Origin of the sequence: Streptomyces sp. NPDC088746 (assembly GCF_044751065.1) — a bacterium.
In the GTDB taxonomy this organism is placed as follows: domain Bacteria; phylum Actinomycetota; class Actinomycetes; order Streptomycetales; family Streptomycetaceae; genus Streptomyces.
The window spans coordinates 1,331,144-1,357,869 of record NZ_JBIVLA010000002.1; the positions used below are offsets into that span (position 1 = coordinate 1,331,144).

The following is a 26,726-nucleotide window of genomic DNA, read 5'->3' on the forward strand; positions in this document are numbered from 1 at the left end:
CGGCTTTTGGCCACGCCTGGTCCCTGGCCGTGCGCGTGGAGTGAACAGGTACTGAACGCGGCAGCCGCCGGAGCCCCGGGGCCGGGGGTGCCCCAAGGGGGGTGCTGCCTCACCCGCCCCTGGAGGGGCGTGAAACTGTGGCACCGGAGCCTGCCTCGGTGACCGGAATCCGGCGTCGGCCCCCCTGCCATTCCGGTGGGTCCGGTCGTCCGCCCCGGTGGATCCGGGCGTGGCGCGCGGAGTGGCGTGTGGCCGGGGCCACACTCCGCGCTTTGTCGAAGCTCTACAACCCAGAAGCCCTGTGAGCTGGCAGATGGGATGCATGGTGCACCGCTTCTGTCAGGTGCCACCAGGAAACCGGGCAGGAGACTGTTCGGTGTGGACGGCAGGAATTACGCGGTCGGGTTCGTAGGGTCGACGTATGACCGTTGTGGACGAAATCCCGGGCGAGCCGAGTGACACGCGTGGCCGGGTGGCCGAACTGCTGGCACTGCGTGAGCAGGCCCGGCGTGGACCGAGCGACCGGGCGACCGAGGCGCAGCACGCCAAGGGCAAGCTGACGGCGCGCGAGCGCATCGAGCTGCTGCTGGACGAGGGATCGTTCAAGGAGGTCGAGCAGCTGCGCCGGCACCGGGCGACCGGCTTCGGCCTGGAGGCCAAGAAGCCGTACACCGACGGTGTCATCACCGGCTGGGGCACGGTCGACGGCCGGACAATCTTCGTCTACGCGCACGACTTCCGGATCTTCGGCGGGGCGCTGGGCGAGGCCCACGCCACGAAGATCCACAAGATCATGGACATGGCCATCTCGGCCGGTGCCCCGCTGGTCTCGCTGAACGACGGCGCCGGAGCCCGTATCCAGGAGGGCGTCAGCGCGCTCGCCGGCTACGGCGGGATCTTCCAGCGCAACACCCGGGCCTCCGGTGTCATCCCGCAGATCAGCGTGATGCTCGGCCCGTGCGCGGGCGGCGCGGCCTACAGCCCGGCGCTGACCGACTTCGTCTTCATGGTCCGCGAGACCTCGCAGATGTTCATCACCGGACCGGACGTCGTCAAGGCGGTCACCGGCGAGGAGATCACCCAGAACGGCCTCGGCGGCGCCGACGTGCACGCCGAGACCTCGGGCGTCGCGCACTTCGCGTACGACGACGAGGAGACCTGCATCGCCGAGGTCCGCTACCTCATCGGGATGCTGCCCTCCAACAACCGGGAGAACCCGCCGGTCGTCCCGAGCGACGACCCGGCCGACCGGCGCGGCGACGTCCTCCTGGACCTGGTCCCGGCCGACGGCAACCGCCCGTACGACATGCACAAGGTCATCGAGGAGCTCGTCGACGACGGCGACTTCCTGGAGGTCCACGAGCGCTGGGCCCGCAACATCGTCTGCGCCCTGGCCCGGCTCGACGGCCAGGTCGTCGGCATCGTGGCCAACCAGCCGCAGGCGCTGGCCGGTGTCCTGGACATCGAGGCGTCCGAGAAGGCCGCGCGATTCGTCCAGATGTGTGATGCGTTCAACATCCCCATCGTCACTCTGCTGGACGTACCCGGCTTCCTGCCCGGCGTCGATCAGGAGCACGGTGGAATCATTCGGCACGGCGCGAAGCTGCTCTACGCGTACTGCAACGCCACCGTGCCGAGGATCTCGCTGATCCTGCGCAAGGCCTACGGAGGCGCGTACATCGTCATGGACAGCCAGTCCATCGGCGCCGACCTCACCTACGCGTGGCCGACCAACGAGATCGCGGTGATGGGCGCCGAGGGCGCCGCCAACGTCATCTTCCGCCGGCAGATCGCCGACGCCGAGGACCCCGAAGCCATGCGGGCCCGCATGGTCAAGGAGTACAAGGCCGAGCTGATGCACCCCTACTACGCGGCCGAGCGCGGCCTGGTCGACGACGTCATCGACCCCGCCGAGACGCGCGAGGTACTGATCGCCTCGCTCGCGATGCTCCGCAACAAGCACGCAGACCTGCCGTCCCGCAAGCACGGCAACCCTCCGCAGTAGTCGCCGGCCGCAGCGGCGACCCCGCCCACCTTCCGCGACCACTGCATAGAAGACGGAGACATCCATGAGCGTCACCCCCGCCGATTCGGTCCTTCGCGTCGAGAAGGGCCAGGCCGGCCCCGAGGAGCTCGCCGCCATCACCGCGGTCCTGCTCGCCCGCGCGGCCGCCCAGCCCGACGCGCCCGCCCACCGCGGCCGCAGCACGGCCGGGTGGCGCCGCCTGGAGCGCACCCCCGGCTTCCGCGCCCCGCACAGCTGGCAGGGCTGAGAACCGGCCGCCGAGGCCGCTCCAGGGCCCACCGGGCCCCCTTCACGCCGAAGGCCCCGTACTCCTTCCGAGGAGTACGGGGCCTTCGCCGTGTGCGGCGGCGGGGTCAGCGCAGGCGGGCCATGAGGGCGTGCTCGACCAGGGTGATCAGCGCGCTCTTGGCGTCCGCGCGGTGCCGGGCGTCCGTGGTGAGGATCGGGGTGTCCGGGCCGATCTGGAGGGCTTCGCGTACTTCGTCGGGGGTGTAGGGCTGGTGTCCGTCGAAGCCGTTGAGGGCGATGACGAAGGGGAGGCCGCTGTTCTCGAAGTAGTCGACGGCTGGGAAGCAGTCGGCGAGGCGGCGGGTGTCGACGAGGACGACGGCGCCGATGGCGCCGCGGACCAGGTCGTCCCACATGAACCAGAAGCGGTCCTGTCCGGGGGTGCCGAACAGGTAGAGGATCAGGTCCTGGTCCAGGGTGATGCGTCCGAAGTCCATGGCCACGGTCGTCGTGGTCTTGTCCCCGGTGTGGGTCAGGTCGTCGATGCCCGCGGACGCGGACGTCATCACGGCTTCGGTGCGCAGCGGATTGATCTCCGAGACGGCACCGACAAACGTGGTCTTACCCACGCCGAAGCCCCCTGCCACCACGATCTTCGCCGAGGTAGTGGAGCGGGCCGCTCCGCCGCTAGAGCTTGCGAAGTCCACTGAGCACCCTTTCGAGCAGTGTCACATCTGGTTGGCCGCCGGCGGCCTCGTCGCCGCCGGGCTGATGGATAGCGACGAGTCCGGCCTCGGCCAGGTCGGCGACGAGGATCCGGGCAACGCCGAGGGGGATCGAGAGAAGGGCCGAGACCTCGGCCACCGACTTGATCTCGATGCAGAGCCGGCAGATCCGCTGGTGCTCGGGCAGCTGCCCTTGCAGCCGGGCAGGATCCGCCGTGGTGCTGACCAGCGCCTCGATGGCGAGCTGGTACCGCGGCCGGGTCCGGCCGCCGGTCATGGCGTACGGACGGACCAGCGGGTTGTGCGCGGCGGGCTTCGCCGGCTGGGGGGCCTGCCGCTGGACCGGCTGGATGCGCGACGGCGGAGCCTCGTACCGCTGGGGAGGCTGCTGCTCGTGCTGCGGCTGCTGGTAGTGCTGCGGGTGGTGCGGCTGCTGCTGCGGCCACCCGGAGCCCGGCTGCTGAGGCTGCTGCTGCCAGCTGCCCTGCTGGGGCTGCTGGTAGGGCTGATACGGCTGATAAGGGTCTTGCGAACCCTGTCTGCCGGGCATGGAGGGGTTGTCGAAACGATCGTCACCCTGCTCACCCGGAACCCGCTGACCGCCCTCGTACGGGTGTCCGCCTGTGGGTGCTGCCACGTTTCCTCCTCCGACTGCCGTTCGCCATCCCAGTGGTGCCGCGCCACCGCACCTTATGGCGCGGTGACGAGAAACGCACTGTCTGTCTGTTAGTTAAGAAGACTTCCCTGGAGTTCGGCGCGGAGATCCGGGGTAAGAACACTTCCTGCACGGTCCACGAGAAGTGCCATTTCGTACCCAACCAGGCCGATATCGGCGTCCGGGTGGGCGAGGACGGCGAGTGAGGATCCGTCAGAGATGGACATGATGAAGAGGAATCCTCGCTCCATCTCCACAACGGTCTGATTCACGGCACCGCCTTCGAAGATCCGTGAAGCACCCGCGGTGAGCGACGTCAGACCGGAGGCGACAGCCGCCAGCTGATCGGCGCGGTCCCGTGGGAAACCTTCGGACATCGCCAGCAGGAGTCCGTCGGCGGAGACCACCACCGTGTGCGACACCCCAGGGGTGTTGTCCACGAAGTTGGTGATCAACCAGTTCAGATTCTGCGCCGCCTGGCTCATCGGGCTCACACTAACGCTCCTGGTTGTAGGTATTACTTGCGTCCGACCCCGCGGTCCGTCCCCGCAGGACACCACGCCGCAGGTTGCTCAACCTGCCGCGTACGTCCTCAGGGGCGCGGGATATCTGAGGGCCGCCCTGCTGGGTCTGCTCCGCCGTGCCCTCGACCAGATTGGCCTTGGGCACGCGCCGGGGGAGTCCGGAAGGGGTGATCCCGCCCGCCTTCGGATCCCGGAGCTTCTCGGCCCGCTCCCAGCGCTCGTCGTTCGACGAACGCCAGTCGTCGGGCCGCTCCCCGTCGGCCTGCTCCGTCTGCTGCGGCTGCTCCTGCTGCGGCCGCTGCTCGGGTGCGGCAGGCTGATCGTTTCCGCGGCCGGTGGGCTGCCAGTGCTGCTGGCCGGCACCCCGGCGCGGGAGGCCCGCCTCGGTCAGGTCGTGACCGGGGTTCGGGGTGGGCCCCGGGCGGTCGAAGCCTACGTGGTCCTGCGTCTCCGCGGGAGCGCTGGGGACCGCTTCCGCCTGGGGCTCGAACGCCCCCTGGTAAGAACCCTGGTCCGCCCAGTCGCCCTGGTGGGGGAGACCCTCCTGCGGGGCGAACGGGTCGGCGTACTGCTCCTGCCGGCCGTCCGGAGCGGCGTACGCGGCTTCCGCGTAGGTGTTCTGCTGCGGATCCTGGTAGCCGTTCCCGGCGGCGTACGGGTCGTAGCCGCCCTCGTAACCGGGCTGCGCGTACTCCTGCTGCTGCTCGGGGGCGTATTGCTCCTGCGTGTACTGCTCCGGGGAGTACTCCTGCCGCTGACCGGAGCCGTCGCCCTGGAAGGACGGACGCTCGCCGCCGGCCTGCGCCTCCAGAGCCGCCCGCCGTTCCTCACGCATGAGTGAACGATTCACCGGGTCCAGCTGCGGGGAGTCGGCCGCCGAGGTGTCGTAGCGCGAGTCGTCGAAGCCGAGCTCCGCCGCCGTACGCATCGGAGCCTGCTGCGGCATCGGGTCGAACGTCTGCTGCTGCTCGGACATGATCGAGGAGACCGTGAAGTCGCCCTGCGGGAGCCCCTCGCCACCGCCACCGTGGGTGATGGCGTCCGGCAGCATGACCAGCGAGGTGGTCCCCGCCTGCTCGCCCGAGGGCCGCAGCTGGACGCGGATGCCGTGCCGGTCGGCCAGCCGGCCGACCACGAACAGACCCATCCGCTGGGAGACCGCGGCGTCCACGGTCGGCGGGTTGGCCAGCTTGTGGTTGATGTCCGCGAAGTCCTCGGCGGTGAGACCGATTCCCTTGTCGTGGATCTCGACCATGACGCGGCCGTCGGGGAGACGGGTCGCGGTGACCCGGACCTTGGTCTGCGGCGAGGAGAACGTGGTGGCGTTCTCCAGTAGCTCGGCCAGCAGGTGCACGAGGTCGGTCACGGCCTGGCCGTGGATCTCGCTCTCCGGGACACCGGTCAGCTCGATGCGCTCGTAGGACTCCACCTCGGACGAGGCGGCCCGCAGCACGTCGACGAGCGGCACCGGCTGGTTCCAGCGGCGGCCGGGCTCCTCGCCCGCGAGGACGAGGAGGTTCTCGCCGTTACGGCGCATACGGGTGGCCAGGTGGTCCAGCTTGAAGAGGCTCTCCAGCTGGTCCGGGTCGGCCTCGTTGTTCTCCAGGTCGGTGATGAGGGTCAGCTGGCCCTCGATGAGCGACTGGTTGCGGCGCGACAGGTTGGTGAAGATCGCGTTGACGTTGCCCCGGAGCATGGCCTGCTCGGCGGCGAGCCGTACGGCCTCGCGGTGCACCTGGTCGAAGGCGCGGGCGACCTCGCCGATCTCGTCCTGGCTGTTGATCGGGATCGGCTGCACCCGGGTGTCCACCCGGCCGGGCTCGGTCCGCGACAGCTGGTCGACCAGCATCGGCAGCCGCTGCTCGGCGATGCCGAAGGCGGCCGTACGCAGCTGGCGCATCGAGCGGCTCATCTGGCGGGCCATGAGACCGGCGATGATGAAGGCGGCCAGCAGCGAGATGATCACGATCGCCGCGTTGACGATGGCGTCGTTCCTGGCGTCGGTCGAGATCTCCGCCGCCTCGGTCACGGCCTTGTCGACGAGCTCGTTCTCGACCGTCGTGTAGCCGTCGAACTTCGCCGTGGCCGCGGCCATCCAGGTCTCGGGCGTGATGCCCTTGGCCTTCAGCTGCTCGGGGGACTTGCCCTGGCCGATCTGCTGGGCCATGCCGTCGAAGACCGAACCGTCGATGCTCGGAGGCGCCACGAAGGGCTTGCCGGCGGCCTTGGCCTGCGCCTGGGCGGCCTTCAGCTGCTTGGCCCCCTCGGCGGCCTTGCCGGCCATGACCTCCTTGAGCCGGGCGGCGTCGGCCTCCGTACCACCGGAGACGAACTCGCCGAGGGCGATCTGCTCCAGGTAGTTGTACGAGCTGAACGCCGTGACCTGGCCGTTGAAGTTGCGCTCCTCCTGGCTCGGACGCACCAGCAGGTGCATGCCGATGGAGCGCTGAAGCGATTCGGCGGCCTTGGAGAGCTCGATCGCGTACACGGTGCGGCCGTAGCTGGTGATGTTGCCCGTACCCAGGCCGAGCTCGTTGGAGAACTCCATCAACGAGTGCTGGACCTTGGTGTAGCCCTCTTCCGTCTTCACCGGGTCCATCGCCTCGGCGTAGGCGGCCTTGCGCAGCTCGGGAAGGAGCGGCTCCTCCACCTTGAACAGCTTCAGACGGCGGTGGAGGCCCTCCTTGTCCGGCATGTTCTGCACGGCGGCGTCGAACTTCGACGCGGCAGCGTCCGTGGTGGCGCGTACCTGCTCCACCTCGGCGGCGGTGCGCTTGTTGGACAGCAGCGGTTCGGCGGTGAGGTCGCGCTCGTTCAGCAGCGCCTGCCCGTACGCCGCCGCGGCGCGGACGACCAGCGCCGTCTTCTCGGCGTCCTGGGCCTCGTTCCAGGTGTCTATGGACCCCTTCACCTGGAAGCCGCCCATGACCAGGCCGACGAGCGCCGGGATCAGGAGAATCGCGTTCAGCCGGGTCGGCACCCGCCAGTTCCGCGGTGACAGCCGGCTGGTGCTGCCGCCTGCCGGTTCCGCCTCGGACGACGTGTCCGCGGGCGGGGACAGCGCGGCACGCGGCGGCGGCGTGAAGTTGCCCCGCTCCGGCTGCGCCGCGGAGCCCTCGTTGCTTCGCCTCACTCGACCAACAACCTCTCGGCGTCGGCACCTACGTTGTGCCGGATTATCGTTCAGGAGCCGTACTACTGGGTAGTTCGAGGCATTGCAGCACGCGGACCGGTCGCGTTCCAAACAGTCGGAATGAGTGATTCCGACTGTGACCCGCCGTCGATAAAACGGGCATAAAGAGCGAGCCCCGTCAAAAGGCGAGGCTCGTATGAGCGCAGTGGTACCGGTCGTGCGCGTCGGGTGTTGATGGGGCTCCAATTCTCTGTCGAAATGTTATGAACACGGGGGCGGATCGTGTCAAAGGACACAGGCCGCCCCCGTGTGACTACAGCAAGTTCCGTAGATCGCTACCGACTTACGGCTACTTCAGCCGGGCCATCAACGCGTGCTCGACCAGGGTGATCAGACCGCTCTTGGCATCCGCACGGTGCCGGGCGTCCGTCGTGATGATCGGGGCGTCGGGGCCGATCTGGAGGGCTTCGCGTACTTCGTCGGGGGTGTAGGGCTGGTGTCCGTCGAAGCCGTTGAGGGCGATGACGAAGGGGAGGCCGCTGTTCTCGAAGTAGTCGACGGCTGGGAAGCAGTCGGCGAGGCGGCGGGTGTCGACGAGGACGACGGCGCCGATGGCGCCGCGGACCAGGTCGTCCCACATGAACCAGAAGCGGTCCTGTCCGGGGGTGCCGAACAGGTAGAGGATCAGGTCCTGGTCCAGGGTGATGCGTCCGAAGTCCATGGCCACCGTGGTGGTGGTCTTGTCCCCGGTGTGGGTCAGGTCGTCGATGCCCGCGGACGCGGACGTCATCACGGCTTCGGTGCGCAGCGGATTGATCTCCGAGACGGCACCGACAAACGTGGTCTTACCCACGCCGAAGCCCCCTGCCACCACGATCTTCGCCGAGGTGGTAGCGCGGGCCGTACCGCCGCTAGAGCTTGCGAAGTCCACTGAGCACCCTTTCGAGCAGTGTCACATCCGGCGCGCCGCCGGCCTCTCCGTTGCCCGGCTGGTGGATGGCCACCATGCCGGCTTCCGCCAGGTCCGCGACGAGGATCCGCGCCACACCGAGGGGCATGGACAGCAGGGCCGAGACCTCGGCCACCGACTTCACCTCGCGGCACAGGTGGCAGATCCGCTGGTGCTCGGGGAGCAGTGTCCCGAGGTGGGCGGGGTCCGCTGTGGTGCTCACCAGTGCCTCTATCGCGAGCTGATAGCGAGGCCGGGTCCGGCCGCCGGTCATGGCGTACGGACGGACCAGCGGCTGGTCACCTTCACCGTCGTACGACGCGTGGTGCAGTGCGCCGTACGGATCAGGTGAGGCGGGTGGCGGGGTCATAAATCCTCCGGGCGTGACAGCAGGGTGTCGGCTTGCCGTCTGAAGGTGGCCGGTGAGGGGCTGTGTCGGCCGGACGGGTGAGGGTTTTGAGTAGTACCTGGGGGGATCACGTCAAGTGGCTGCCGCATGGCCGTCTAGTGGAGCAGACTTCCTTGTAGTTCGGCACGGAGATCAGGCGTGAGGACGGTCCCCGCACGGTCTACGAGGAGTGCCATCTCGTACCCCACCAGACCGATGTCCGCGTCGGGGTGGGCGAGGACGGCGAGTGAAGAGCCGTCGGAGACGGACATGAGGAAGAGGAAACCTCTCTCCATCTCCACGACCGTCTGGCTCACGGCGCCGCCTTCGAAGATCCGTGAAGCACCCGCGGTCAGCGACGTCAGACCGGAGGCGACAGCCGCCAGCTGGTCGGCGCGGTCGCGCGGGAAACCTTCGGACATCGCCAGCAGCAGGCCATCCGCGGAGACCACCACCGTGTGGGACACCCCTGGGGTGTTGTCCACGAAATTGGTGATCAGCCAGTTCAGATTCTGCGCGGCCTGACTCATGGGGCTCAACTAACGCTCCTGCTGGTGAGTGGGGCCGAGTTGGAAACTGCCGGTAGACGAGCCGGTGTTGGCCTGTCGTCCCTGCTGGATGCCCCGGCGGAGATTGGTCAGACGGCCGCGTACGTCATCCGGCGCACGCGAAACCTGAGGTCCGGACTGATGATTCTGCTGTTGAGCAGTGCCCGGCACCAAATTGGCACGTGGGACACGGCGCGGCAGTCCGGAAGTGGTGATCCCGCCGGCGGCGGGCTTCTTGACCCGCTCCGCCTGCCGCACGAGGTCGTCGTTGGGCGAAGCACGCCATGAACTGGTGGCTCCGGTGTCGGCCGCACCACGCCGCGGCATGGGCGGAGGCGGGGTGCCGGCGGGCTGGGGAGCGGCGGGTGCCTGCGGCTCCGCGGCGGGCGGCTGCTGGCCACCCTGCTGCGGTCCGTGGAACCAGTTCGTCTCCAGCGTGTCGTACAGCGGCGTACGCCCGTCACCGGGACCGGCCGGCGGCAGCTCCCCGGGCTGCTGCGGCAGGGCCGGGCGCTGCGGCAGTTCACCCGCGGAGGGGGCCGGCGGACGCGGGGCGCCGAAGTCGGCGTTGTCGCGGCGGCGCGGTGCCGGGGCCTGCGGGCCCTGGGCACCGAAGCCCTGGTCCTGCGGGGGGCGGTTGCCGAAGCCCTGGTCCTGCGGCATCGGGGCGTTGAAGTCCGGGCGGGCGAACTGCGCGGTGCTCGCCGGGTCCTGCCCCTGCGGGACATGGGGGGCCTGCGGTGCCTGCGGTGCCGAGAAGTCCGGGCGGGCGAACTCCGCCGTGGCACCCGGGCCCTGACGGTCGTTCATCGGCGGACGCTGGTTCGGGGGGCTGAACGGCTGGTTCGGGGCGGAGGTGCCCGGACGGGTGAACCGGCCGGCCTCGTGCTCCTCGTGACCACGCGGCGAGTCCGGCTGCGTGCGCCGGGGAGCACCCTGCTCCTCGACACCCCAGCTCGTGCTCTGCGGGCGCTGCGGCTGCGGGTTGCCGCCGGGCAGCTCGGCGCGGGGGCCGCCGGAGGGCGGCAGCTGGCGGCCGGGGCCGCCGGGCTGCTGCGGACCGCCCTGGCCGGGCTGGTCGCCCTGGCCGAGCTGGGCCTGCTGCGGCTGCGGAGCCTGGCGTCCGGGCTGGCCGCCCTGCTGGCCGGAGTGGCCGAAGAGGTTGGGCCGGCCCGCGTCCGCACCGGCCGAGGGGTCCTGCGGGGGGCGTGCGCCGGGCCGGGCGCCGCTGGCGAAGGCACCGGCGAGGCCGCCGCCCTGGCGCGGAGCGTCGGAGCGTCCCTGGCCGGGCAGGCCGGGTCCCTGCTGGCCCGGGTTCTGCGGGCCGGGTCCCTGCTGCGGCGGACGCGGTCCGCTGTCCCGCGTGGGCAGGCCGTTGTCACGCGTGGGCAGTGCGCCGTCGCGCGTGGGCAGCGCGGCCCGGGGCGCCGAGCCCGCGCCGACCTGGCCGCGCGGGGCGGCCGAGCCCAGACCCTTGGCCGGAGCCGCGGGAGGACCGGAGAGCCCGGGACGCTGGCCGCCCGCGGCGGGAGCGCCACCACCGGCGAGGAGCCCGCCCGGAGCGCCGCTCTGCGGGCCCTTGCCCTGCTGGCCCGGCTTCGACGGCTGCTTGCCGCCGTGCGCGACCTCCATGGGCAGCATGACCAGTGCGGTCGTACCTCCGGAGTCGGAGGGCCGCAGCTGGATACGGATGCCGTGACGCAGGGACAGCCGGCCGACCACGAAGAGACCCATGCGGCGGGAGACCGAGACGTCCACGGTGGGCGGCGAGGCGAGCCGCTCGTTGATCGCGGCCAGGTCCTCGGGGGAGAGGCCGATGCCGGTGTCGTGGATCTCGACGAGCACACGGCCGTCGGGCAGCGCGTGACCGGTGACCCGGACCTTCGTCTGCGGCGAGGAGAACGACGTGGCGTTCTCCAGCAGCTCGGCGAGGAGGTGCACGAGGTCGTTGACGACGCGGCCGGCGACCTCGGTGGCGGGCACCGCGGCCAGTTCGATGCGCTCGTACTGCTCCACCTCGGAGGCGGCGGCACGGAGCACGTCGACCAGCGGCACGGGCCGGGTCCAGCGGCGGCCGGGCTCCTCGCCCGCGAGGACGAGGAGGTTCTCGCCGTTACGGCGCATACGGGTCGCGAGGTGGTCGAGCTTGAAGAGCGAGGACAGCTGGTCCGGGTCGGCCTCGCGGGACTCCAGTTCGGAGATGAGCGAGAGCTGACGCTGGATGAGGCCCTGGCTGCGGCGCGAGAGGTTGGTGAACATCGCGTTGACGTTGCCTCGCAGCAGCGCCTGCTCGGCGGCCAGTCGGACCGCCTCGCGGTGCACGTCGTCGAAGGCCGCGGCCACCTGGCCGATCTCGTCCCGGGAGTGCACACCGACCGACTCGACGGAGGTGTCGACGTCCTGCGGGTCCGTCTCGGAGAGCTGGCGGACGAGCTCGGGCAGCCGGTCCTGGGCGACCCGGGTCGCGGTGTCCTGCAGCCGTCGCAGGGAGCGGATCATGGACCGCGCCACGACGAAGGCGCCGACCAGCGACACGCCGAGGACGATCAGGATGATCGCACCGTTGAGGATCGCGTCGCGCTGCGACTCCTCCTTCAGCTCGCGGGCCTTGCTCTCCATCTCACCGAGGAGCGTCTCCTCGATGGTCTTCATGGCCTGGATCTTGTTGGAGCTCTGGTCGTACCAGTCCATGTACGTGCGCGTCTTGCCGCTGCCCTCCATGCCCAGGGGGCTGTCGAGCACCTTCTTCGCGTACATGTCGGCGGCGGTTATCTCGGGATTCCCGTTGTCCAGCGGCGCCAGCAGCTCGGCGGAGCTCTTGCCGGTGGACTCGTAGGTCGTCTCGAAGGTCTTGAGGGTCGTGCCCGCCTTGCCGAGGGCGTTGCGGCCGAACGCCTGGTCGTTGTCGTTCAGGTGCGTCTTGGTGCTGTCGCCGCCCGGCAGCGCCGCGGCGATGATGGCGCGCTCGACGGAGGCGTACTCCTTCGAGGAGGAGAAGGCGGCCAGCGCACGCGTCCGCTTGATCATCTCGGGGCTGCTGGTGGCCTGCGCCATGTCCTGCGAAAGGCTCAGCAGCGACGTGATCAGCTGGCTGTACTGGTCGATCGTGTTGAGACTCGGGCTGTTCCCGGCGTACGCGTCCTTGCGGATGCTGGTGATGTTGCCCAGCTGCGTACCGATCTGGCTGACGCTCGCGTGGATGCTGTCCAGGGCCGCGTCACCGGGGGTGTTGCCGATGTCGTCGGTCGCCTCGAAGAAGGCGGCCTTGGCACGGTCGGTGCGCTCCCGGGGCTGGGTGACCTTGTAGTCGGTCGCCTTCACGCCGTTCGACAGCGGGCCGGCCGACTTGTCGCGCTCCTCCTGGAGCGCGTTGGCGAGCGCGGTCGCCTTCTTGGTCATCTGGGTCAGCAGCTGCATGTGCTCCAGCTGGTCCATGTCGTTCATGGACTCGTTGATCCGCAGTCCGCCCAGGGTGGTCGCCGCGACCACGGGGAGGGCGAGCAGGGAGACCAGACGGGTGCTGATGCGCCAGTTGCGCAGCGCCAGGCGTGAACCGGCGGAGGTGGGACCGGCCGGCTTCAGAGGTGGCGGCGTGGCCTCCGCGCTGCCGACGCCCGTCGTGCCGGAGCGCTGCGCGCGGTCGCCGCCGTCACCGGACGCACCGGGATTCTGGGCGTGCTGGGGCGAGGAACCGCGGTCGTTCCCGCCGCGCGGTTCCTGATCCGCCGGGGTTTCCCCTCGGCCCTGGCGGGGCTGGGGCGACCCCATGCCATCCCTCTTGAAACGTCCCTGCACTAGCGTCGCAACCTCTGGACCAGGCGTCCCTCCGCGCATACGCGGCGGGACGGTGTCGGCGTCGTGGGGCGCTGAACGCGCCCCATGGTGGTCGTGAGTGACCGGCGTACTTCCCCCTCCCGCCGCCACTCGGCGCTGCGTTGCGCCCCTGCGCGTTGGGCCTGAAACCCGCGGCGGTGCGTGGAATTCCAGCACAGTGGAGGATCTCCAACAAGGCCCGCGTACCGGGCTGTGACCTGGATGACACGGTGTGATGACGGGGTAACAAGGTGTGGAGTGTGTTCAGGGTCAAACCGGTCGATTAAGGGTGATGGCCTATGGGGTGACCGGTGTCCCAGACGCCATGATCGGGAGCGGAATAGGAGATTCAGAGCCGTATTGTCTGGTTTGCATCCCGTGATCAACTGCCTGCAATGAGCGTTTTGTCACCAAGTTCGTGAGCAAACTCACATGATGATCGCCGTCTCATCCCGGCCAGGGCTGGGAATCGGATGTTTAGCCTGACGCTTTACAGGGATAGCGAATCCGACAACCGGCGCACCTCCGGGCGGCGCCCCAGCGGCAAGGACCCATACGGCAGATGAAGACGACGATGATTTTCCGCAACATCGCCAACCCCCGGCGCACCACGCTGGCGCACCTCGAGGACGCCGAGGCGCTGCGGACGCCGGAGCAGCGGGAGCACGCCGTCGAGCTGCCCACCCAGACGGCCAACCCGCGCCGCACCATCCTCATGGAAGCCCCGGTCGCGGCGGCGAAGTAGCGGCCGCCCCCACTGTGTGACGCGCGAGGCCGGGCCCTTCACGCGCGCGGGCGAGGCGCTAGCCTGGAGCGTCAGTCTTCAGCCAGCCAGCAAGTGAGGGGCGACAGCATCCCGTGCGCATCGCCAGGTTCTCCATCGACGGCAATGTCGCCTTCGGCGCGGTCGAGGGCGACAGCCCCGACAGCCTCGTCCTCGACATCATCAAGGGCATCCCGTACGCCGACTTCGAGCTCTCCGGGACCAAGGTCCCGCTGAAGAAGGTCCGGCTGCTGCCGCCCGTGCTTCCCAACAAGGTCGTGGCCATCGGCCGCAACTACGCGGAACACGCCGCCGAACTGGGCAACGAGGTCCCGGATGTGCCCGTCGCCTTCTTCAAGCCCACCACCTCGGTGATCGGCTCCGGCGACTCCATCGAATACCCCTCCTTCTCCGAGGAGCTGCACCACGAGGCCGAGCTGGCCGTGGTGATCGGCCGTATGTGCCGCGAGGTCCCACGCGCGCGCGTCAAGGACGTCATCTTCGGCTACACCTGCGCCAACGACGTCACCGCGCGTGACGTCCAGCGACGCGAGAGCCAGTGGGCCCGGGCGAAGGGCTTCGACACCTCCTGCCCGCTCGGCCCCTGGGTGGAGACCGACGTCGACCCCGGCGACCTGGCCATCCAGGCCACGGTCAACGGCGAACAGCGCCAGCTCGGCCGGACGAGCGACATGGTCCGTTCCGTCGAGGACCTGGTCGTCCACATCTCGGAAGCCATGACGCTGCTCCCGGGCGACGTGATCCTCACGGGAACCCCCGCAGGGGTGGGCGCCCTGCACGTCGGCGACGAGGTCGCCGTCACCATCGAAGGCATCGGCACTCTCACCAACAAGGTGATCAAGCGTGGTTAACGCACCTGTCCGCGTACGTTTCTGTCCCTCCCCGACCGGTAACCCCCACGTCGGCCTGGTCCGGACGGCTCTCTTCAACTGGGCCTTCGCCCGGCACCACCAGGGCACCCTGGTCTTCCGTATCGAGGACACGGACGCGGCCCGCGACTCCGAGGAGTCCTACGAGCAGCTGCTCGACTCGATGCGCTGGCTCGGCCTCGACTGGGACGAGGGCCCCGAGACCGGCGGCCCGCACGCCCCGTACCGCCAGTCGCAGCGGATGGACCTCTACAAGGACGTCGCCGGGAAGCTCCTGGCCGCCGGGTACGCGTACCCCTGCTACTGCACCACCGAGGAGCTCGACACCCGCCGCGACGCCGCCCGCGCGGCCGGCAGGCCGTCGGGTTACGACGGGCACTGCCGCAACCTGAGCGACGAGCAGAAGGCGGCGTACGAGGCCGAGGGCCGCACCTCGATCGTCCGCTTCCGGATGCCCGACGAGGCGATCACCTTCACCGACCTGGTCCGCGGCGAGATCACGGTCCAGCCGGAGAACGTCCCGGACTACGGCATCGTCCGTGCAAACGGCGCTCCCCTCTACACGCTCGTCAACCCCGTCGACGACGCGCTGATGGAGATCACCCACGTCCTGCGCGGCGAGGACCTGCTCTCCTCCACCCCGCGCCAGATCGCCCTCTACCGGGCGCTCATCGAGCTGGGCGTCGCCAAGGACACCCCGGCCTTCGGCCACCTGCCGTACGTCATGGGGGAGGGCAACAAGAAGCTCTCCAAGCGTGACCCCCAGGCCTCGCTCAACCTCTACCGCGAGCGTGGCTTCCTGCCCGAGGGGCTGCTCAACTACCTCTCGCTGCTCGGCTGGTCGATCGCCGAGGACCGCGACATCTTCGGCCGCGACGAGCTGGTCGCCGCGTTCGACATCGCCGACGTCAACGCCAACCCGGCGCGCTTCGACCTGAAGAAGGCCGAGCACGTCAACGCCGAGCACCTGCGCATGCTCGACGTGAAGACCTTCACCGAGGCCTGCGGCCCCTGGCTGAAGGCACCCTTCGCCCCCTGGGCGCCCGAGGCCTTCGACGCGGAGCAGTTCGCCGAGATCGCCCCGCACGCCCAGACCCGTGTGACGGTTCTCTCGGACATCACGGCCAACGTCGACTTCCTCTTCCTGGACGAGCCCGTCGAGGACGAGGCGTCCTGGACGAAGGCGATGAAGGAGGGCTCCGACGCGCTTCTCGTCACCGCCCGCGCCGAACTGCTCGCCGCCGAGTGGAACGCCGAGGCGCTCAAGACGGCCGTCCTCACCGCCGGTGAGAAGCACGGTCTGAAGCTCGGTAAGGCGCAGGCCCCGGTCCGCGTCGCCGTCACCGGCCGCACGGTCGGGCTCCCGCTCTTCGAGTCCCTGGAGATCCTGGGCCGCGAGAAGACGATCGCCCGCATCGACGCCGCGCTGGCGAAGCTCGCCGCGTAGCTCCAGGTTCACACGACGGGGTGGCCGCCCGAGCCGGGGCGGCCACCCCGTCGGCATGTGGCGGACGTGCCGGTAATCTGGCCGGCATGCCGATCCGAGCGGTTCTCTGGGACATCGACGACACGATTTTCGACTACTCGGGAGCCGACCGGACCGGCATGCGCAAGCACCTGGAGCACGAGGGCTTTCCCGAGGGGTACACCACCCTTGAGCAGGCGCTCGACGCCTGGAAGGCCATCACGGACGTCCAGTGGGCGCGTTTCGCCGCGGGGGAGCTCGACTTCCAGGGGCAGCGGCGCGAGCGCGTGCGGGCGTTCCTGGGGCGGCCGCTGAGCGAGGCCGAGGCCGACGAGTGGTTCGGCCGGCACGCCACCCACTACGAGGCCGCCTGGGCGCTCTTCCCGGACGCCGTGCCCGCCCTGGACCGGCTCGCGGGCGACTACCGGCACGCCGTCCTGTCGAATTCGAGCATCCACAACCAGGACCGCAAGCTGCGCGCCCTCGGGGTGCGGGACCGCTTCGAGGCCGTGGTGTGCGCCGTCGAGATCGGGGTCGCCAAACCGGAAGCGGCGGCCTTCCACACCGCCTGCGAGGCGCTCTCCCTGGACCCGCACGAGGTGGCGTACGTCGGGAACGAGCCCGACATCGACGCGGGCGGTGCGGTGGCCGCCGGGCTGACGGGGATCTGGCTGGACCGTGAGGGGCTGGGCGGGCGCCCCGAGCTCGTACGGATCGCTGGGCTGGAGGAGCTTCCCGGGCTGCTGGCGGGCAATACCCGTTTTGGAGCGCCGGACACCTTCAGGTAATGTTCTTCCTGCGCCGCCCGAGCGGGCCGAAAGATCCGGCCGGGAAGCGCAGACAGAAACAGAACCCCCAGGGGTTGCGTTTCAGTGGGCTATGGTGTAATTGGCAACACTACGGTTTCTGGTACCGTCATTCTAGGTTCGAGTCCTGGTAGCCCAGCGCAAGACCGAAGTAACAAGCCCCCGTTGTGTAGCGGCCTAGCACGCTGCCCTCTCACGGCAGTAGCGCCGGTTCGAATCCGGTCGGGGGTACAGATCCTTCCCGCGAGAACATCTGGGTCGCACCCACGTACTCGATGCAGGATCGCTAGGGCCCCCGTTGTGTAGCGGCCTAGCACGCTGCCCTCTCACGGCAGTAGCGCCGGTTCGAATCCGGTCGGGGGTACTTCACCATGGGCTATGGTGTAATTGGCAACACTACGGTTTCTGGTACCGTCATTCTAGGTTCGAGTCCTGGTAGCCCAGCGCAAGTCAGCAGTAACCACGCCCCCGTTGTGTAGCGGCCTAGCACGCTGCCCTCTCACGGCAGTAGCGCCGGTTCGAATCCGGTCGGGGGTACAACACAGCAGTAGCGAAAGGCCCTTCACTCCGGTGAAGGGCCTTTCGCGTGTGCGCCCCTCAGAGCCCGTACCGCTCCGCGGACTCCTCCGCCTGGGCCAGCCGGCGCAGCGACGCCAGCAGCGGCTCGTACAGGACGGCCGACGCCACGGCGGCTTCCACCTGCTCGGCCTCCGTGGGGAATTGCTCCAGCGCGTCCAGGTCCCGCACCGCCACCTCCCGCATGAGGCGCGCCTGTTGGGCGAGGTACGCCACATCGCAGGGATAGCCGAGGCGGATGAGCGTGGCCAGTGAGGCCACCAGCGAGCGGTGTACGGGGGAGAGTTCGCCGAGCTCCAGTGCCGTGGTCCAGCCCAGTTCCGTGAGCAGCCGGGCGACTTCGGCGCGCGCGGTGGCGGTCTCCGGTGCTTCCTCGTCGGGCTCGGGGCCGTGGGGCAGCGCCCACAGGGCGGCGCCCAGCCGGACCGTCCGGCCCAGCGACTCGTCGTCCACGTGCGCCAGCACCTCGCGGGCCGTGGCCACCGGGAGGCCCCCGACCTGGAGCAGGGCCCGCACCAGGCGCAGCCGGCGCAGATGGCTCTCGTCGTAGTCGGCCTGTGTGGCACTGATCCGGGCGCCGGCGGGGAGCAGCCGCTCGCGCAGGTAGTACTTGATCGTCGCGGTGGAGACACCGCTCCGCTCACTCAGTTCCGACAGCCGCATCCTCTGTGCCTTCCCTCGTGCCGCCCGCTGGGTGGTGCCACCGTCCCACCCTTGGACAGTGGGGCTCTCCAATGATGCGACGAGGATCACCCACGAAGGGAGGAAGCCCCGGCAGCATGTGGGGCCGGGGCACGAGACCTGTCTCGTGCCCGAGGGGTCGTACGAAGCGATCTGCGCCGATACGCGGGCCTGCGGCGGGTGACCGGGGTGCTGCCGCTGGAGAGAGAGGGGCCGCCGACCGGCCGCCTCGCATCCGGGGAGCGGACACCGGGGGGTTCCGGGAGCAGCGGACACGGGGGGTTTCCGGGGAGCTGACACCGGAAGAAGGGGGCCGCCACGGCGCTGGGGCGGCCTCGGTGAGGGAGGAACAGGAGCGGCGACGACTCGCGGCGCGGGCTTCAGCCCGTGCGGCGCAGGGCCTCGCTCAGTCGCGCGGCCGAGTCGATGATGGCCTGCGCGTGCATACGGCCCGGGTGGCGGGTGAGGCGCTCGATCGGCCCGGAGACGGACACCGCGGCGACCACCCGGTTCGACGGTCCACGGACCGGGGCCGAGACCGAGGCCACGCCCGGCTCGCGCTCGCCGATCGACTGGGCCCAGCCCCGCCGCCGGACACCCGAGAGGGCCGTCGCGGTGAAACGGGCCCCTTGCAGGCCCCGGTGCAGGCGCTCCGGCTCCTCCCAGGCCATCAGGATCTGGGCGGAGGAACCCGCCTTCATCGTGAGCGTGGAGCCGACCGGCACGGTGTCCCGCAGGCCGGACAGCCGCTCCGCCGCCGCGACGCAGATCCGCATGTCTCCCTGCCGGCGGTAGAGCTGGGCGCTCTCGCCTGTGATGTCGCGCAGATGTGTGAGTACGGGTCCGGCCGTCGCCAGGAGGCGGTCCTCGCCGGCCGCGGCCGCGAGCTCCGCGAGCCGGGGGCCGAGAATGAAACGGCCCTGCATGTCCCTCGCCACCATGCGGTGGTGTTCGAGTGCCACGGCCAGACGGTGTGCCGTGGGCCGTGCGAGCCCTGTCGCCGCGACCAGCCCGGCGAGGGTGGCCGGACCGGACTCCAGGGCGCTCAATACCAGAGCTGCCTTGTCGAGAACGCCGACGCCGCTAGAGTTGTCCATACGACGATACTCGCGTCTCACTCTGTGAAACGCAAGTTCAATTTTCCCCGGAAGTTGCGAACCTGTACGTGCGGCCTTACAACGGCCCGCGGCCACCGCCCCGCTCGGGGGTCCGGACGGCGGCACCCGAATCTCTAGTTGGGCCGGCGAAGACGCCGGCCGGAGGGAAAGCGATGGGTAGGACACTCGCGGAGAAGGTCTGGGACGACCACGTCGTCCGGCGCGCCGATGGCGAGCCCGACCTTCTCTTCATCGATCTGCACCTGCTGCACGAGGTGACCAGCCCGCAGGCCTTCGACGGCCTGCGCCAGGCCGGCCGGCCGGTGCGGCGTCTCGACCTCACCATCGCCACCGAGGACCACAACACCCCGACCCTCGACATCGACAAGCCGATCGCCGACCCGGTCTCCCGCGCCCAGCTGGAGACCCTGCGCAAGAACTGCGCGGAGTTCGGCGTCCGGCTGCACCCGCTGGGAGATGTCGAGCAGGGCGTCGTGCACGTGGTCGGCCCCCAGCTGGGCCTGACCCAGCCCGGCACCACGGTCGTCTGCGGCGACTCGCACACCTCCACCCACGGCGCGTTCGGGGCGCTGGCCTTCGGTATCGGCACCAGCCAGGTCGAGCACGTCCTGGCCACCCAGACGCTGCCGCTGGCCCGCCCCAGGACCATGGCGATCACGGTCGAGGGCGAACTCCCCGACAGCGTCACCGCCAAGGATCTCATCCTGGCCATCATCGCCCGGATCGGCACCGGCGGCGGCCAGGGCTACATCCTCGAATACCGCGGCTCCGCCATCGAGAAGCTCTCGATGGAAGCCCGGATGACCATCTGCAACATGTCGATCGAGGCCGGCGCCCGCGCGGGCATGATCGCCCCCGACGAGACCACCTTCGACTACCTGCGGGGACGCGACCACGCCCCCCAGGGCGAGGAGTGGGACGCGGCGGTGGAGTACTGGAAGACACTCCGCACCGACGACGACGCCGTCTTCGACGCCGAGGTGTTCATCGACGGCACCGAGCTGGCGCCGTTCGTCACCTGGGGCACCAACCCCGGCCAGGGCGCGCCCCTGTCGGCCAACGTCCCCGACCCCGCTTCGTACGAGGACGCCTCGGAGCGCCACGCCGCCGAAAAGGCCCTGGAGTACATGGGGTTGACCGCCGGCCAGCCGCTGCGCGAGATCAACGTGGACACGGTGTTCGTAGGTTCCTGCACCAACGGCCGCATCGAGGACCTGCGCAACGCGGCCTCGATCCTGGACGGCCGCAAAGTCGCCGACGGCGTACGGATGCTGGTCGTCCCGGGCTCCGTCCGGGTCGCCCTGCAGGCGGTCGAGGAGGGCCTGGACAAGGTCTTCACCGCCGCCGGAGCCGAATGGCGGCACGCGGGCTGCTCGATGTGCCTCGGCATGAACCCCGACCAGCTGGCCCCCGGTGAGCGCTCCGCCTCCACCTCGAACCGGAACTTCGAGGGCAGGCAGGGCAAGGGCGGCCGCACCCACCTGGTCTCCCCGCAGGTCGCCGCCGCCACCGCCGTGCTGGGCCATCTGGCCTCGCCCGCCGATCTGTCCGACGTCCGTACGCCCGCCGGAGTCTGAGAGTCATGGAAGCATTCACCACACACACCGGCCGGGCCGTCCCGCTGCGCCGCAGCAACGTCGACACCGACCAGATCATCCCCGCGCACTGGCTGAAGAAGGTCACCCGCGACGGCTTCGAGGACGGGCTCTTCGAGGCCTGGCGCAAGGACGAGAACTTCGTCCTCAACCGCCCCGAGCGCAAGGGTGCCTCCGTCCTGGTGGCCGGTCCCGACTTCGGCACGGGCTCCTCGCGTGAGCACGCGGTCTGGGCCCTGCAGAACTTCGGCTTCAAGGCGGTCATCTCCTCCCGCTTCGCCGACATCTTCCGTGGCAACTCCCTGAAGAACGGTCTGTTGACCGTCGTCCTCGACCAGAAGGTCGTCGACAGCCTCTGGGAGCTGACCGAGGCCGACCCGACGGCCGAGGTGACCGTCGATCTGGAGAAGCGGCAAATCCTCGGCGGCGGAATCACGGCCGACTTCGAGCTCGACGAGAACGCCCGCTGGCGACTGCTGAACGGCCTCGACGACATCAGCCTCACTCTTCAGAACGAAGCGGACATTGCGACTTACGAGGCGGCCAGGCCGTCCCACAAGCCGCGTACAATTGACGCCTGAGCAGCGCTTTTCCCGAACTGCGCCCCCTGCCGGAAGGCAGGGGGCGCAGTCGCTTGTTGAGACCCCCTCGGGCGACAACTCGCCCCAGATGGCACAATCGGTGCATGGAACGCGACAGCCAACTCGAGCTCTATGGCCAAGTCGCCGACCGATTGAAAGAAGCACACGCAAAGGTGCGCGAACTGCAAGTCCCGGAGGGCGTACGGATGGCGCTGTCCCGGAAGCTGCTGGTCGTCACGGCCGCGGCTAAGCACGATCTCCCAGGCGCGGCAAGGCGTCTGGACCGGTTGATGAAGGACCTCGACGAGGGCCGATTCCCCGAAGGTGACTGACTCTGCGGACAGCGCAGCGGTCGACTTCGTTGCGGCACTAGGGTGATTAGCCCGTTTCGTGTTTGATTTGCGGTATATATCTGCCTAACGTGCGAAAAAGCCTGAACAGTTTCGTTCCGGCAATGTCTCCGAAGGGGAAGACGTGAACAAGGCGCAGCTCGTAGAAGCGATTGCCGACAAGGTCGGCGGCCGTCAGCAGGCCGCAGACGCAGTCGACGTGGTACTCGACGCGATCGTCCGTGCGGTCGTCGCGGGGGACCGGGTCTCGGTCACCGGCTTCGGCTCGTTCGAGAAGGTCGACCGTCCCGCCCGGTACGCCCGCAACCCGCAGACGGGCGAGCGCGTACGGGTCAAGAAGACCTCCGTGCCCCGTTTCCGTGCGGGACAGGGCTTCAAGGACCTGGTGAGCGGCTCCAAGAAGCTCCCCAAGAACGACGTGGCCGTGAAGAAGGCCCCCAAGGGCAGCCTCTCGGGCGGTTCTTCCACCCGTACGACCGCGAAGGCGGCCGCGAAGAAGGCCACCGCCAAGAAGGCCACGGCGCGCAAGACCACGGCGGCCGCGAAGACGGCGACCCCGGCGAAGAAGACCACCGCGAAGAAGACCACCGGGGCGGCCAAGAAGACAACGGCGACGGCGAAGAAGACGGCCCCGGCGAAGAAGACGACGGCCACCAAGAAGACCGTCGCCGCCAAGACGGCGCCCGCCAAGAAGACCACGGCGAAGAAGGCGCCCGCGAAGAAGACCACGGCACGCAAGACCACAGCCAAGAAGGTCACCGCACGCAAGAAGTGAGACCGGGCACCGCTCGTTCCTCATACGCGCCGGGCCGGGCTCCCCTCGGGGAGCCCGGCCCGCGGGCTGTTCAGGGGCGCCCTCGGAATTCAGAGCGTCTGCAGCGTCACCAGGGTGATCCGCAGCGAGGCGCCCTCGCCCTCGGTCTCGATCCGCACCCGCTGCCCCGGGCGCAGCAGCCGCAGCCCTCCCGCGTCGAACGCGGGTGCGTCGAAGTCCACCGGGGTGCCGTCGTCGAGAAGCACACTGCCGGTGCGGGTCTCGGAGTCGTACGTGAACGAGGTCGCCTGCATGAGCGGCAGCCTATCGGTCCGCGGCAGGCGCCACAGGGGCCGCCAGCGCGGCGGTGAACCGCCCCACCCCCAGCGCCAGCGCGGCCTCCAGGTCGTCGCCCGTGTCCACGTCCCTGCGTATCGAATCGATGCCCGGCAGCGAGATCTCCACCGCCCCCGACACCAGGTGCCGCGCCCTCGACGCCCCGCCGAAAGCCGGCCGCAATTCCACCCCGGGCGCCGCGGAAAGAAATGTGGTGCCGATTCCCTGTGCGTCACCGACAAATGCGCGGGGAAATGCGGCGGAGAATTCGAGCACCCGCGCCAGATCATCCGGGCGCAATGCGGGCAGATCCGCGTTGAGCACGGCCACCGCCGCACCCCCGCGCCGGCCGCGCGCCGACCGGGCCCCGTGCTCCATCGCCGCGTCGAGCCCGGCCGCCGGGGTGTCGGCCACCGTCCGCGCGCCGAGCGCCGCCAGCGCCGCTCCGGCCACCGGGTCGTCCGTGACGACCACCACATCCCGTACCGCCGGGCAGGACAGCGCGGCCGACACGGTGTCCTGCGCGAACGCCAGGGCCAGGCGCGGACGCAGATCCCCGCCCACCGCCCCGCCGAGCCTGCTCTTGGCCCGTGCGAGCGGTTTCAGCGGGACGACCAGGGACCAGGGGCCGGTCGGGTCGGTGTTCGTGGCGATCTCCCCCTCCGTACGCATCAGCCCTTATTCTCGCCTGCCGGTAGGACAACCCGGAGGTCCGCCCCCACGGGTGAGGCGTACGGTGTTCTCCACACAGCAGGGGCCCAGGGGCGAGGCAGCACCGCCCGAGCCCCGCGCAGCTGAGGTCCTAGAGGAAGGCGTCCGAGTGTCCCGCCGCAGAATCGGCTTCTGGTACCGCCTGGCGGCGGTCATCGCAAAACCGCCCCTGGTGGTTCTGTTCAAGCGCGACTGGCGGGGAATGGAACACATTCCGGCCGAGGGCGGATTCATCACCGCGGTCAACCACAACTCCTATCTCGACCCGCTGTCGTACGGGCATTTCCAGTACAACACCGGACGCGTGCCGCGGCTCCTCGCGAAGGCCGGACTCTTCAGGACGCCTTTCGTCGGAATGATCCTGCGCGGCACCGGCCAGATCCCGGTCTACCGGGAGACCACCAACGCACTCGACGCCTTCCGCGCCGCCGTGGACGCCATCGAGCGGGGCGAGTGCGTCGCCTTCTATCCGGAAGGCACGCTCACCCGCGACCCCGACATGTGGCCGATGGCCGGCAAGACCGGCGCCGCCCGGGTCGCGCTGATGACCAAGGCCCCGGTCATCCCCGTCGCCCAGTGGGGCGCCAACCTGGCGATGCCGCCCTACGCCAAGGAGAACAAGCTCCGGCTGTTCCCCCGCAAGACCCTGCGGGTGCAGGCCGGTCCGCCGGTCGACCTCTCCCGTTACTACGGCCTCGAACCGACGCCCGACGTCCTGCGCCAGGCCACCGAGACCATCATGGCCGCGATCACCGTCCAGCTCGAGGACGTACGGGGCGAGAAGGCCCCCGCCGAGCTCTACGATCACCGCAAGGCCCGCGCCGAACAGCGGCGCAAGGCAGAGGGAAAGGGAACGACGTGACGCACCCCGCGAAGGCGGCCGTCTTCGGAACCGGCTCATGGGGTACGGCCTTCGCCATGGTCCTCGCCGACGCCGGCTGCGAGGTCACCCTCTGGGGACGCCGCGCCGAGGTCGCCGAGGCCGTCAACACCACCCGCACCAACCCGGGCTACCTGCCGGGCGTGGAACTGCCCGCCTCGGTCCGGGCCACGACCGACGCCGCCGAGGCCCTGCGGGGCGCCGACTTCGCCGTCCTCGTCGTGCCCTCGCAGACCCTGCGCGCCAACCTCGCCGACTGGTCGCGTCATCTGGAGCCCGGCACGGTGCTCGTCTCCCTGATGAAGGGCGTCGAACTCGGCACCGCCAAGCGGATGAGCGAGGTCATCGAGGACGTCACCGAGGTCACCCCGGACCGGATCGCCGTCATCACCGGCCCCAATCTCGCCAAGGAGATCGCCGAACGCCGCCCCGCGGCCGCCGTCGTCGCCTGCTCGGACGAGAACGTCGCCCAGCGCCTCCAGGCCGCCTGCCACACCCCCTACTTCCGGCCGTACACCAACACCGACGTGGTCGGCTGCGAGCTCGGCGGCGCCGTGAAGAACGTCATCGGGCTCGCCGTGGGCATCGCCGACGGCATGGGCCTCGGTGACAACGCCAAGGGCTCCCTCATCACCCGCGGCCTCGCCGAGACCACCCGGCTGGGACTCGCCATGGGGGCGGACCCGCTCACCTTCTCCGGCCTGGCCGGACTCGGCGACCTGGTCGCGACGTGCTCCTCACCGCTCTCCCGCAACCACACCTTCGGCACGAACCTCGGGCGGGGGATGACCCTCCAGGAGACCGTCGCCGTCACTAGCCAGACCGCCGAGGGCGTCAAGTCCTGCGAATCCGTGCTCGATCTGGCACGCAGGCACGGCGTCGACATGCCGATCACCGAGACGGTCGTCGGCATCGTCCACGAGGGCAAGCCGCCGGTGGTCGCCCTCAAGGAGCTGATGTCGCGCAGCGCCAAGCCCGAGCGACGCTGACTCGAGCCCTACCAGCAGGTACGCTCATCGCGATATGAGCAGCCAGAACCTCCCCCAGAGCACCGAGAGCCCGCTGAGCTCCGAGCAGAGCTCCGAGCCGGGCCGCAAGCCGCGCGTGGCCGTCGTGTTCGGCGGCCGCAGCTCCGAACACGGCATCTCGGTCGTCACGGCCGGTGCCGTCATGAGCGCCATCGACCGGACGAAGTACGACGTCCTGCCGATCGGCATCACGAGGGACGGACGTTGGGTCCTCACGTCCGACGACCCGGCCCGCATGGCCATCACGGACCGGCAGGTGCCCGACGTGGATCAGCTGGCCGACTCCACGCAGGGCGCGGTGACGCTCTCCGTCGACCCCGGCAACCGTGACGTCGTCGTCAGCGAACCCGGCGCGGTGCCCACGGCCCTGGGCGAGGTCGACGTCGTCTTCCCCATGCTGCACGGCCCCTACGGCGAGGACGGCACGCTCCAGGGGCTCCTGGAGCTCTCCGGCGTCCCCTACGTCGGCGCCGGCGTCCTGTCCTCGGCCGTCGGCCAGGACAAGGAGTACATGAAGCGGGTGTTCACCTCCTTCGGGCTGCCGGTCGGCCCGTACGAGGTCATCCGGCCCCGGGAGTGGGAGTCGGACCGCCCCGCGGCCCGCAAGCGCATCATGGAGTTCGCGGCCGAACACGGCTGGCCGCTCTTCGTCAAGCCCGCCCGCGGCGGCTCCTCCATGGGCATCACCAAGGTCGACGACGCCGCCGGGCTCGACGAGGCGATCGAGGAGGCCCGCCGGCACGACCCCAAGTTCCTCGTGGAATCCCTGCTGCGCGGCCGGGAGATCGAGTGCGGCGTGCTGGAGTTCGAGGACGGACCGCGCGCCAGCGTGCCCGCCGAGATCCCGCCCGTCACGGCCCACGACTTCTACGACTTCGAGGCCAAGTACATCGACTCGGCGGCCGGCCTGGTTCCCGCTCCGCTCACAGAGGAGCAGACGGCCGAGGTGCGGCGCCTCGCCGTCGAGGCGTTCGAGGCGGCCTCCTGCGAGGGCCTCGTACGCGCCGACTTCTTCCTCACCGAGGACGGCACGTTCGTCATCAACGAGATCAACACCATGCCGGGCTTCACCCCGATCTCCATGTTCCCCCGCATGTGGCAGGCGAGCGGCGTGGAGTACCCGGAGCTGGTCGACCGGCTGATCACCTCCGCGCTGAACCGCTCCACCGGCCTGCGCTGAGCCGTCGAGGGCTGTCCCGGCGG

Annotated in this window: 25 protein-coding genes and 5 tRNA genes; 18 read left to right on the forward strand and 12 right to left on the reverse strand. The window is 69.8% G+C overall.

Annotated elements, in window-relative coordinates; all coding sequences use genetic code 11:
- Window positions 1-421 precede the first annotated feature (421 nt).
- Both ACIP63_RS13575 and ACIP63_RS13580 read left to right on the forward strand, forming a co-directional pair.
- Window positions 422-2,005, forward strand: coding sequence for an acyl-CoA carboxylase subunit beta (locus tag ACIP63_RS13575; RefSeq protein WP_401514670.1), 1,584 nt, complete (start codon window positions 422-424; stop codon window positions 2,003-2,005).
- A 64-nt stretch (window positions 2,006-2,069) separates the two neighbouring features.
- Entirely contained in the window at window positions 2,070-2,273 is a 204-nt protein-coding gene (locus ACIP63_RS13580) for an acyl-CoA carboxylase subunit epsilon (protein WP_014153860.1), read from the forward strand.
- Window positions 2,274-2,379: 106 nt separating this feature from the next.
- Here ACIP63_RS13580 and ACIP63_RS13585 read toward each other — a convergent pair whose 3' ends face one another.
- From ACIP63_RS13585 to ACIP63_RS13620, 8 genes are all read right to left on the reverse strand, one after another.
- Entirely contained in the window at window positions 2,380-2,961 is a 582-nt protein-coding gene (locus tag ACIP63_RS13585) for an ATP/GTP-binding protein (protein WP_014048542.1), read from the reverse strand.
- Window positions 2,942-3,616, reverse strand: a complete 675-nt coding sequence (locus ACIP63_RS13590; protein ID WP_401514672.1) for a DUF742 domain-containing protein — start codon at window positions 3,614-3,616, stop codon at window positions 2,942-2,944. The genes ACIP63_RS13585 and ACIP63_RS13590 overlap by 20 nt, the downstream gene beginning before the upstream one ends.
- Window positions 3,617-3,705: 89 nt before the next feature.
- A complete protein-coding gene (locus ACIP63_RS13595; protein WP_006127847.1) occupies window positions 3,706-4,119 on the reverse strand; it encodes a roadblock/LC7 domain-containing protein in 414 nt (137 codons plus the stop codon).
- 10 nt (window positions 4,120-4,129) lie between these two features.
- Window positions 4,130-7,291: a nitrate- and nitrite sensing domain-containing protein gene (locus ACIP63_RS13600; protein WP_401514675.1), complete on the reverse strand. Its 3,162-nt coding sequence runs from the start codon at window positions 7,289-7,291 to the stop codon at window positions 4,130-4,132.
- A gap of 349 nt (window positions 7,292-7,640) precedes the next feature.
- Window positions 7,641-8,222, reverse strand: coding sequence for an ATP/GTP-binding protein (locus ACIP63_RS13605; protein ID WP_015611636.1), 582 nt, complete (start codon window positions 8,220-8,222; stop codon window positions 7,641-7,643).
- Window positions 8,203-8,610: a DUF742 domain-containing protein gene (locus tag ACIP63_RS13610; protein ID WP_003966010.1), complete on the reverse strand. Its 408-nt coding sequence runs from the start codon at window positions 8,608-8,610 to the stop codon at window positions 8,203-8,205. Before ACIP63_RS13610 ends, ACIP63_RS13605 begins: the two co-directional genes overlap by 20 nt.
- A 134-nt stretch (window positions 8,611-8,744) precedes the next feature.
- Complete coding sequence (locus tag ACIP63_RS13615) at window positions 8,745-9,158, reverse strand: roadblock/LC7 domain-containing protein (RefSeq protein ID WP_024495006.1); 414 nt, start codon at window positions 9,156-9,158, stop codon at window positions 8,745-8,747.
- A gap of 9 nt (window positions 9,159-9,167) precedes the next feature.
- Window positions 9,168-12,944, reverse strand: a complete 3,777-nt coding sequence (locus tag ACIP63_RS13620; protein WP_401514678.1) for a nitrate- and nitrite sensing domain-containing protein — start codon at window positions 12,942-12,944, stop codon at window positions 9,168-9,170.
- Window positions 12,945-13,551: 607 nt separating this feature from the next.
- Here ACIP63_RS13620 and ACIP63_RS13625 point away from each other — a divergent pair.
- The 9 genes from ACIP63_RS13625 (at window position 13,552) to ACIP63_RS13665 (ending at window position 17,450) form a co-directional block, all read left to right on the forward strand.
- Window positions 13,552-13,734 carry a hypothetical protein gene (locus tag ACIP63_RS13625; protein WP_401514681.1) on the forward strand — a complete coding sequence of 61 codons (183 nt, stop codon included), beginning with the start codon at window positions 13,552-13,554 and terminating at the stop codon, window positions 13,732-13,734.
- A 113-nt stretch (window positions 13,735-13,847) separates the two neighbouring features.
- Window positions 13,848-14,624, forward strand: a complete 777-nt coding sequence (locus ACIP63_RS13630) for a fumarylacetoacetate hydrolase family protein (protein ID WP_401514683.1) — start codon at window positions 13,848-13,850, stop codon at window positions 14,622-14,624.
- Window positions 14,617-16,089 (forward strand): glutamate--tRNA ligase, encoded by a 1,473-nt coding sequence (gltX, locus tag ACIP63_RS13635; protein ID WP_401514686.1) that lies wholly within the window; start codon window positions 14,617-14,619, stop codon window positions 16,087-16,089. Before ACIP63_RS13630 ends, gltX begins: the two co-directional genes overlap by 8 nt.
- Window positions 16,090-16,175: 86 nt before the next feature.
- Window positions 16,176-16,895: an HAD family hydrolase gene (locus tag ACIP63_RS13640; RefSeq protein WP_401514688.1), complete on the forward strand. Its 720-nt coding sequence runs from the start codon at window positions 16,176-16,178 to the stop codon at window positions 16,893-16,895.
- Between the two features lie 85 nt (window positions 16,896-16,980).
- Window positions 16,981-17,052, forward strand: a tRNA-Gln gene (locus tag ACIP63_RS13645).
- A gap of 19 nt (window positions 17,053-17,071) precedes the next feature.
- A tRNA-Glu gene (locus ACIP63_RS13650) sits at window positions 17,072-17,144 on the forward strand.
- A 60-nt stretch (window positions 17,145-17,204) separates the two neighbouring features.
- Window positions 17,205-17,277: transfer RNA gene (locus tag ACIP63_RS13655), tRNA-Glu, on the forward strand.
- An 8-nt stretch (window positions 17,278-17,285) separates the two neighbouring features.
- A tRNA-Gln gene (locus ACIP63_RS13660) sits at window positions 17,286-17,357 on the forward strand.
- Window positions 17,358-17,377: 20 nt separating this feature from the next.
- Window positions 17,378-17,450 (forward strand) — tRNA-Glu (locus ACIP63_RS13665).
- A 60-nt stretch (window positions 17,451-17,510) separates the two neighbouring features.
- On the opposite strand, the gene ACIP63_RS13670 is transcribed toward ACIP63_RS13665, so the two are convergent.
- Both ACIP63_RS13670 and ndgR read right to left on the reverse strand, forming a co-directional pair.
- Window positions 17,511-18,152 (reverse strand): MerR family transcriptional regulator, encoded by a 642-nt coding sequence (locus ACIP63_RS13670; RefSeq protein WP_401514690.1) that lies wholly within the window; start codon window positions 18,150-18,152, stop codon window positions 17,511-17,513.
- A gap of 398 nt (window positions 18,153-18,550) precedes the next feature.
- The gene (gene ndgR / locus ACIP63_RS13675; RefSeq protein WP_033303994.1) at window positions 18,551-19,267 is read right to left on the reverse strand and encodes an IclR family transcriptional regulator NdgR; all 717 of its coding nucleotides are present in this window, start codon (window positions 19,265-19,267) and stop codon (window positions 18,551-18,553) included.
- 173 nt (window positions 19,268-19,440) lie between these two features.
- Between ndgR and leuC the strand changes: the two genes are divergently transcribed.
- The 4 genes from leuC (at window position 19,441) to ACIP63_RS13695 (ending at window position 22,589) form a co-directional block, all read left to right on the forward strand.
- A complete protein-coding gene (leuC, locus tag ACIP63_RS13680) occupies window positions 19,441-20,865 on the forward strand; it encodes a 3-isopropylmalate dehydratase large subunit (RefSeq protein WP_401514693.1) in 1,425 nt (474 codons plus the stop codon).
- Between the two features lie 5 nt (window positions 20,866-20,870).
- On the forward strand, window positions 20,871-21,464 hold the full coding sequence (leuD, locus tag ACIP63_RS13685) for a 3-isopropylmalate dehydratase small subunit (RefSeq protein ID WP_401514695.1): 594 nt from the start codon (window positions 20,871-20,873) through the stop codon (window positions 21,462-21,464).
- 104 nt (window positions 21,465-21,568) lie between these two features.
- Complete coding sequence (locus ACIP63_RS13690; RefSeq protein WP_033303999.1) at window positions 21,569-21,796, forward strand: hypothetical protein; 228 nt, start codon at window positions 21,569-21,571, stop codon at window positions 21,794-21,796.
- Window positions 21,797-21,938: 142 nt separating this feature from the next.
- Window positions 21,939-22,589: an HU family DNA-binding protein gene (locus ACIP63_RS13695; protein ID WP_401514698.1), complete on the forward strand. Its 651-nt coding sequence runs from the start codon at window positions 21,939-21,941 to the stop codon at window positions 22,587-22,589.
- Between the two features lie 89 nt (window positions 22,590-22,678).
- Here the strand turns inward: ACIP63_RS13695 and ACIP63_RS13700 are convergent, their stop codons facing one another.
- Entirely contained in the window at window positions 22,679-22,882 is a 204-nt protein-coding gene (locus tag ACIP63_RS13700) for a hypothetical protein (protein WP_147959669.1), read from the reverse strand.
- A 10-nt stretch (window positions 22,883-22,892) separates the two neighbouring features.
- Window positions 22,893-23,576, reverse strand: coding sequence for a 2-phospho-L-lactate guanylyltransferase (cofC, locus tag ACIP63_RS13705; protein ID WP_401514701.1), 684 nt, complete (start codon window positions 23,574-23,576; stop codon window positions 22,893-22,895).
- 148 nt (window positions 23,577-23,724) lie between these two features.
- Here cofC and ACIP63_RS13710 point away from each other — a divergent pair, with 148 nt between their 5' ends.
- Genes ACIP63_RS13710 through ACIP63_RS13720 form a run of 3 tightly spaced genes read left to right on the forward strand, consistent with a single transcriptional unit; the run spans window position 23,725 to window position 26,703 of the window.
- Window positions 23,725-24,477: a lysophospholipid acyltransferase family protein gene (locus tag ACIP63_RS13710; RefSeq protein WP_401514704.1), complete on the forward strand. Its 753-nt coding sequence runs from the start codon at window positions 23,725-23,727 to the stop codon at window positions 24,475-24,477.
- Window positions 24,474-25,484 carry an NAD(P)H-dependent glycerol-3-phosphate dehydrogenase gene (locus ACIP63_RS13715; RefSeq protein ID WP_393763859.1) on the forward strand — a complete coding sequence of 337 codons (1,011 nt, stop codon included), beginning with the start codon at window positions 24,474-24,476 and terminating at the stop codon, window positions 25,482-25,484. The genes ACIP63_RS13710 and ACIP63_RS13715 overlap by 4 nt, the downstream gene beginning before the upstream one ends.
- A gap of 34 nt (window positions 25,485-25,518) precedes the next feature.
- Window positions 25,519-26,703 carry a D-alanine--D-alanine ligase family protein gene (locus tag ACIP63_RS13720; RefSeq protein WP_401514707.1) on the forward strand — a complete coding sequence of 395 codons (1,185 nt, stop codon included), beginning with the start codon at window positions 25,519-25,521 and terminating at the stop codon, window positions 26,701-26,703.
- Window positions 26,704-26,726: the final 23 nt, after the last annotated feature.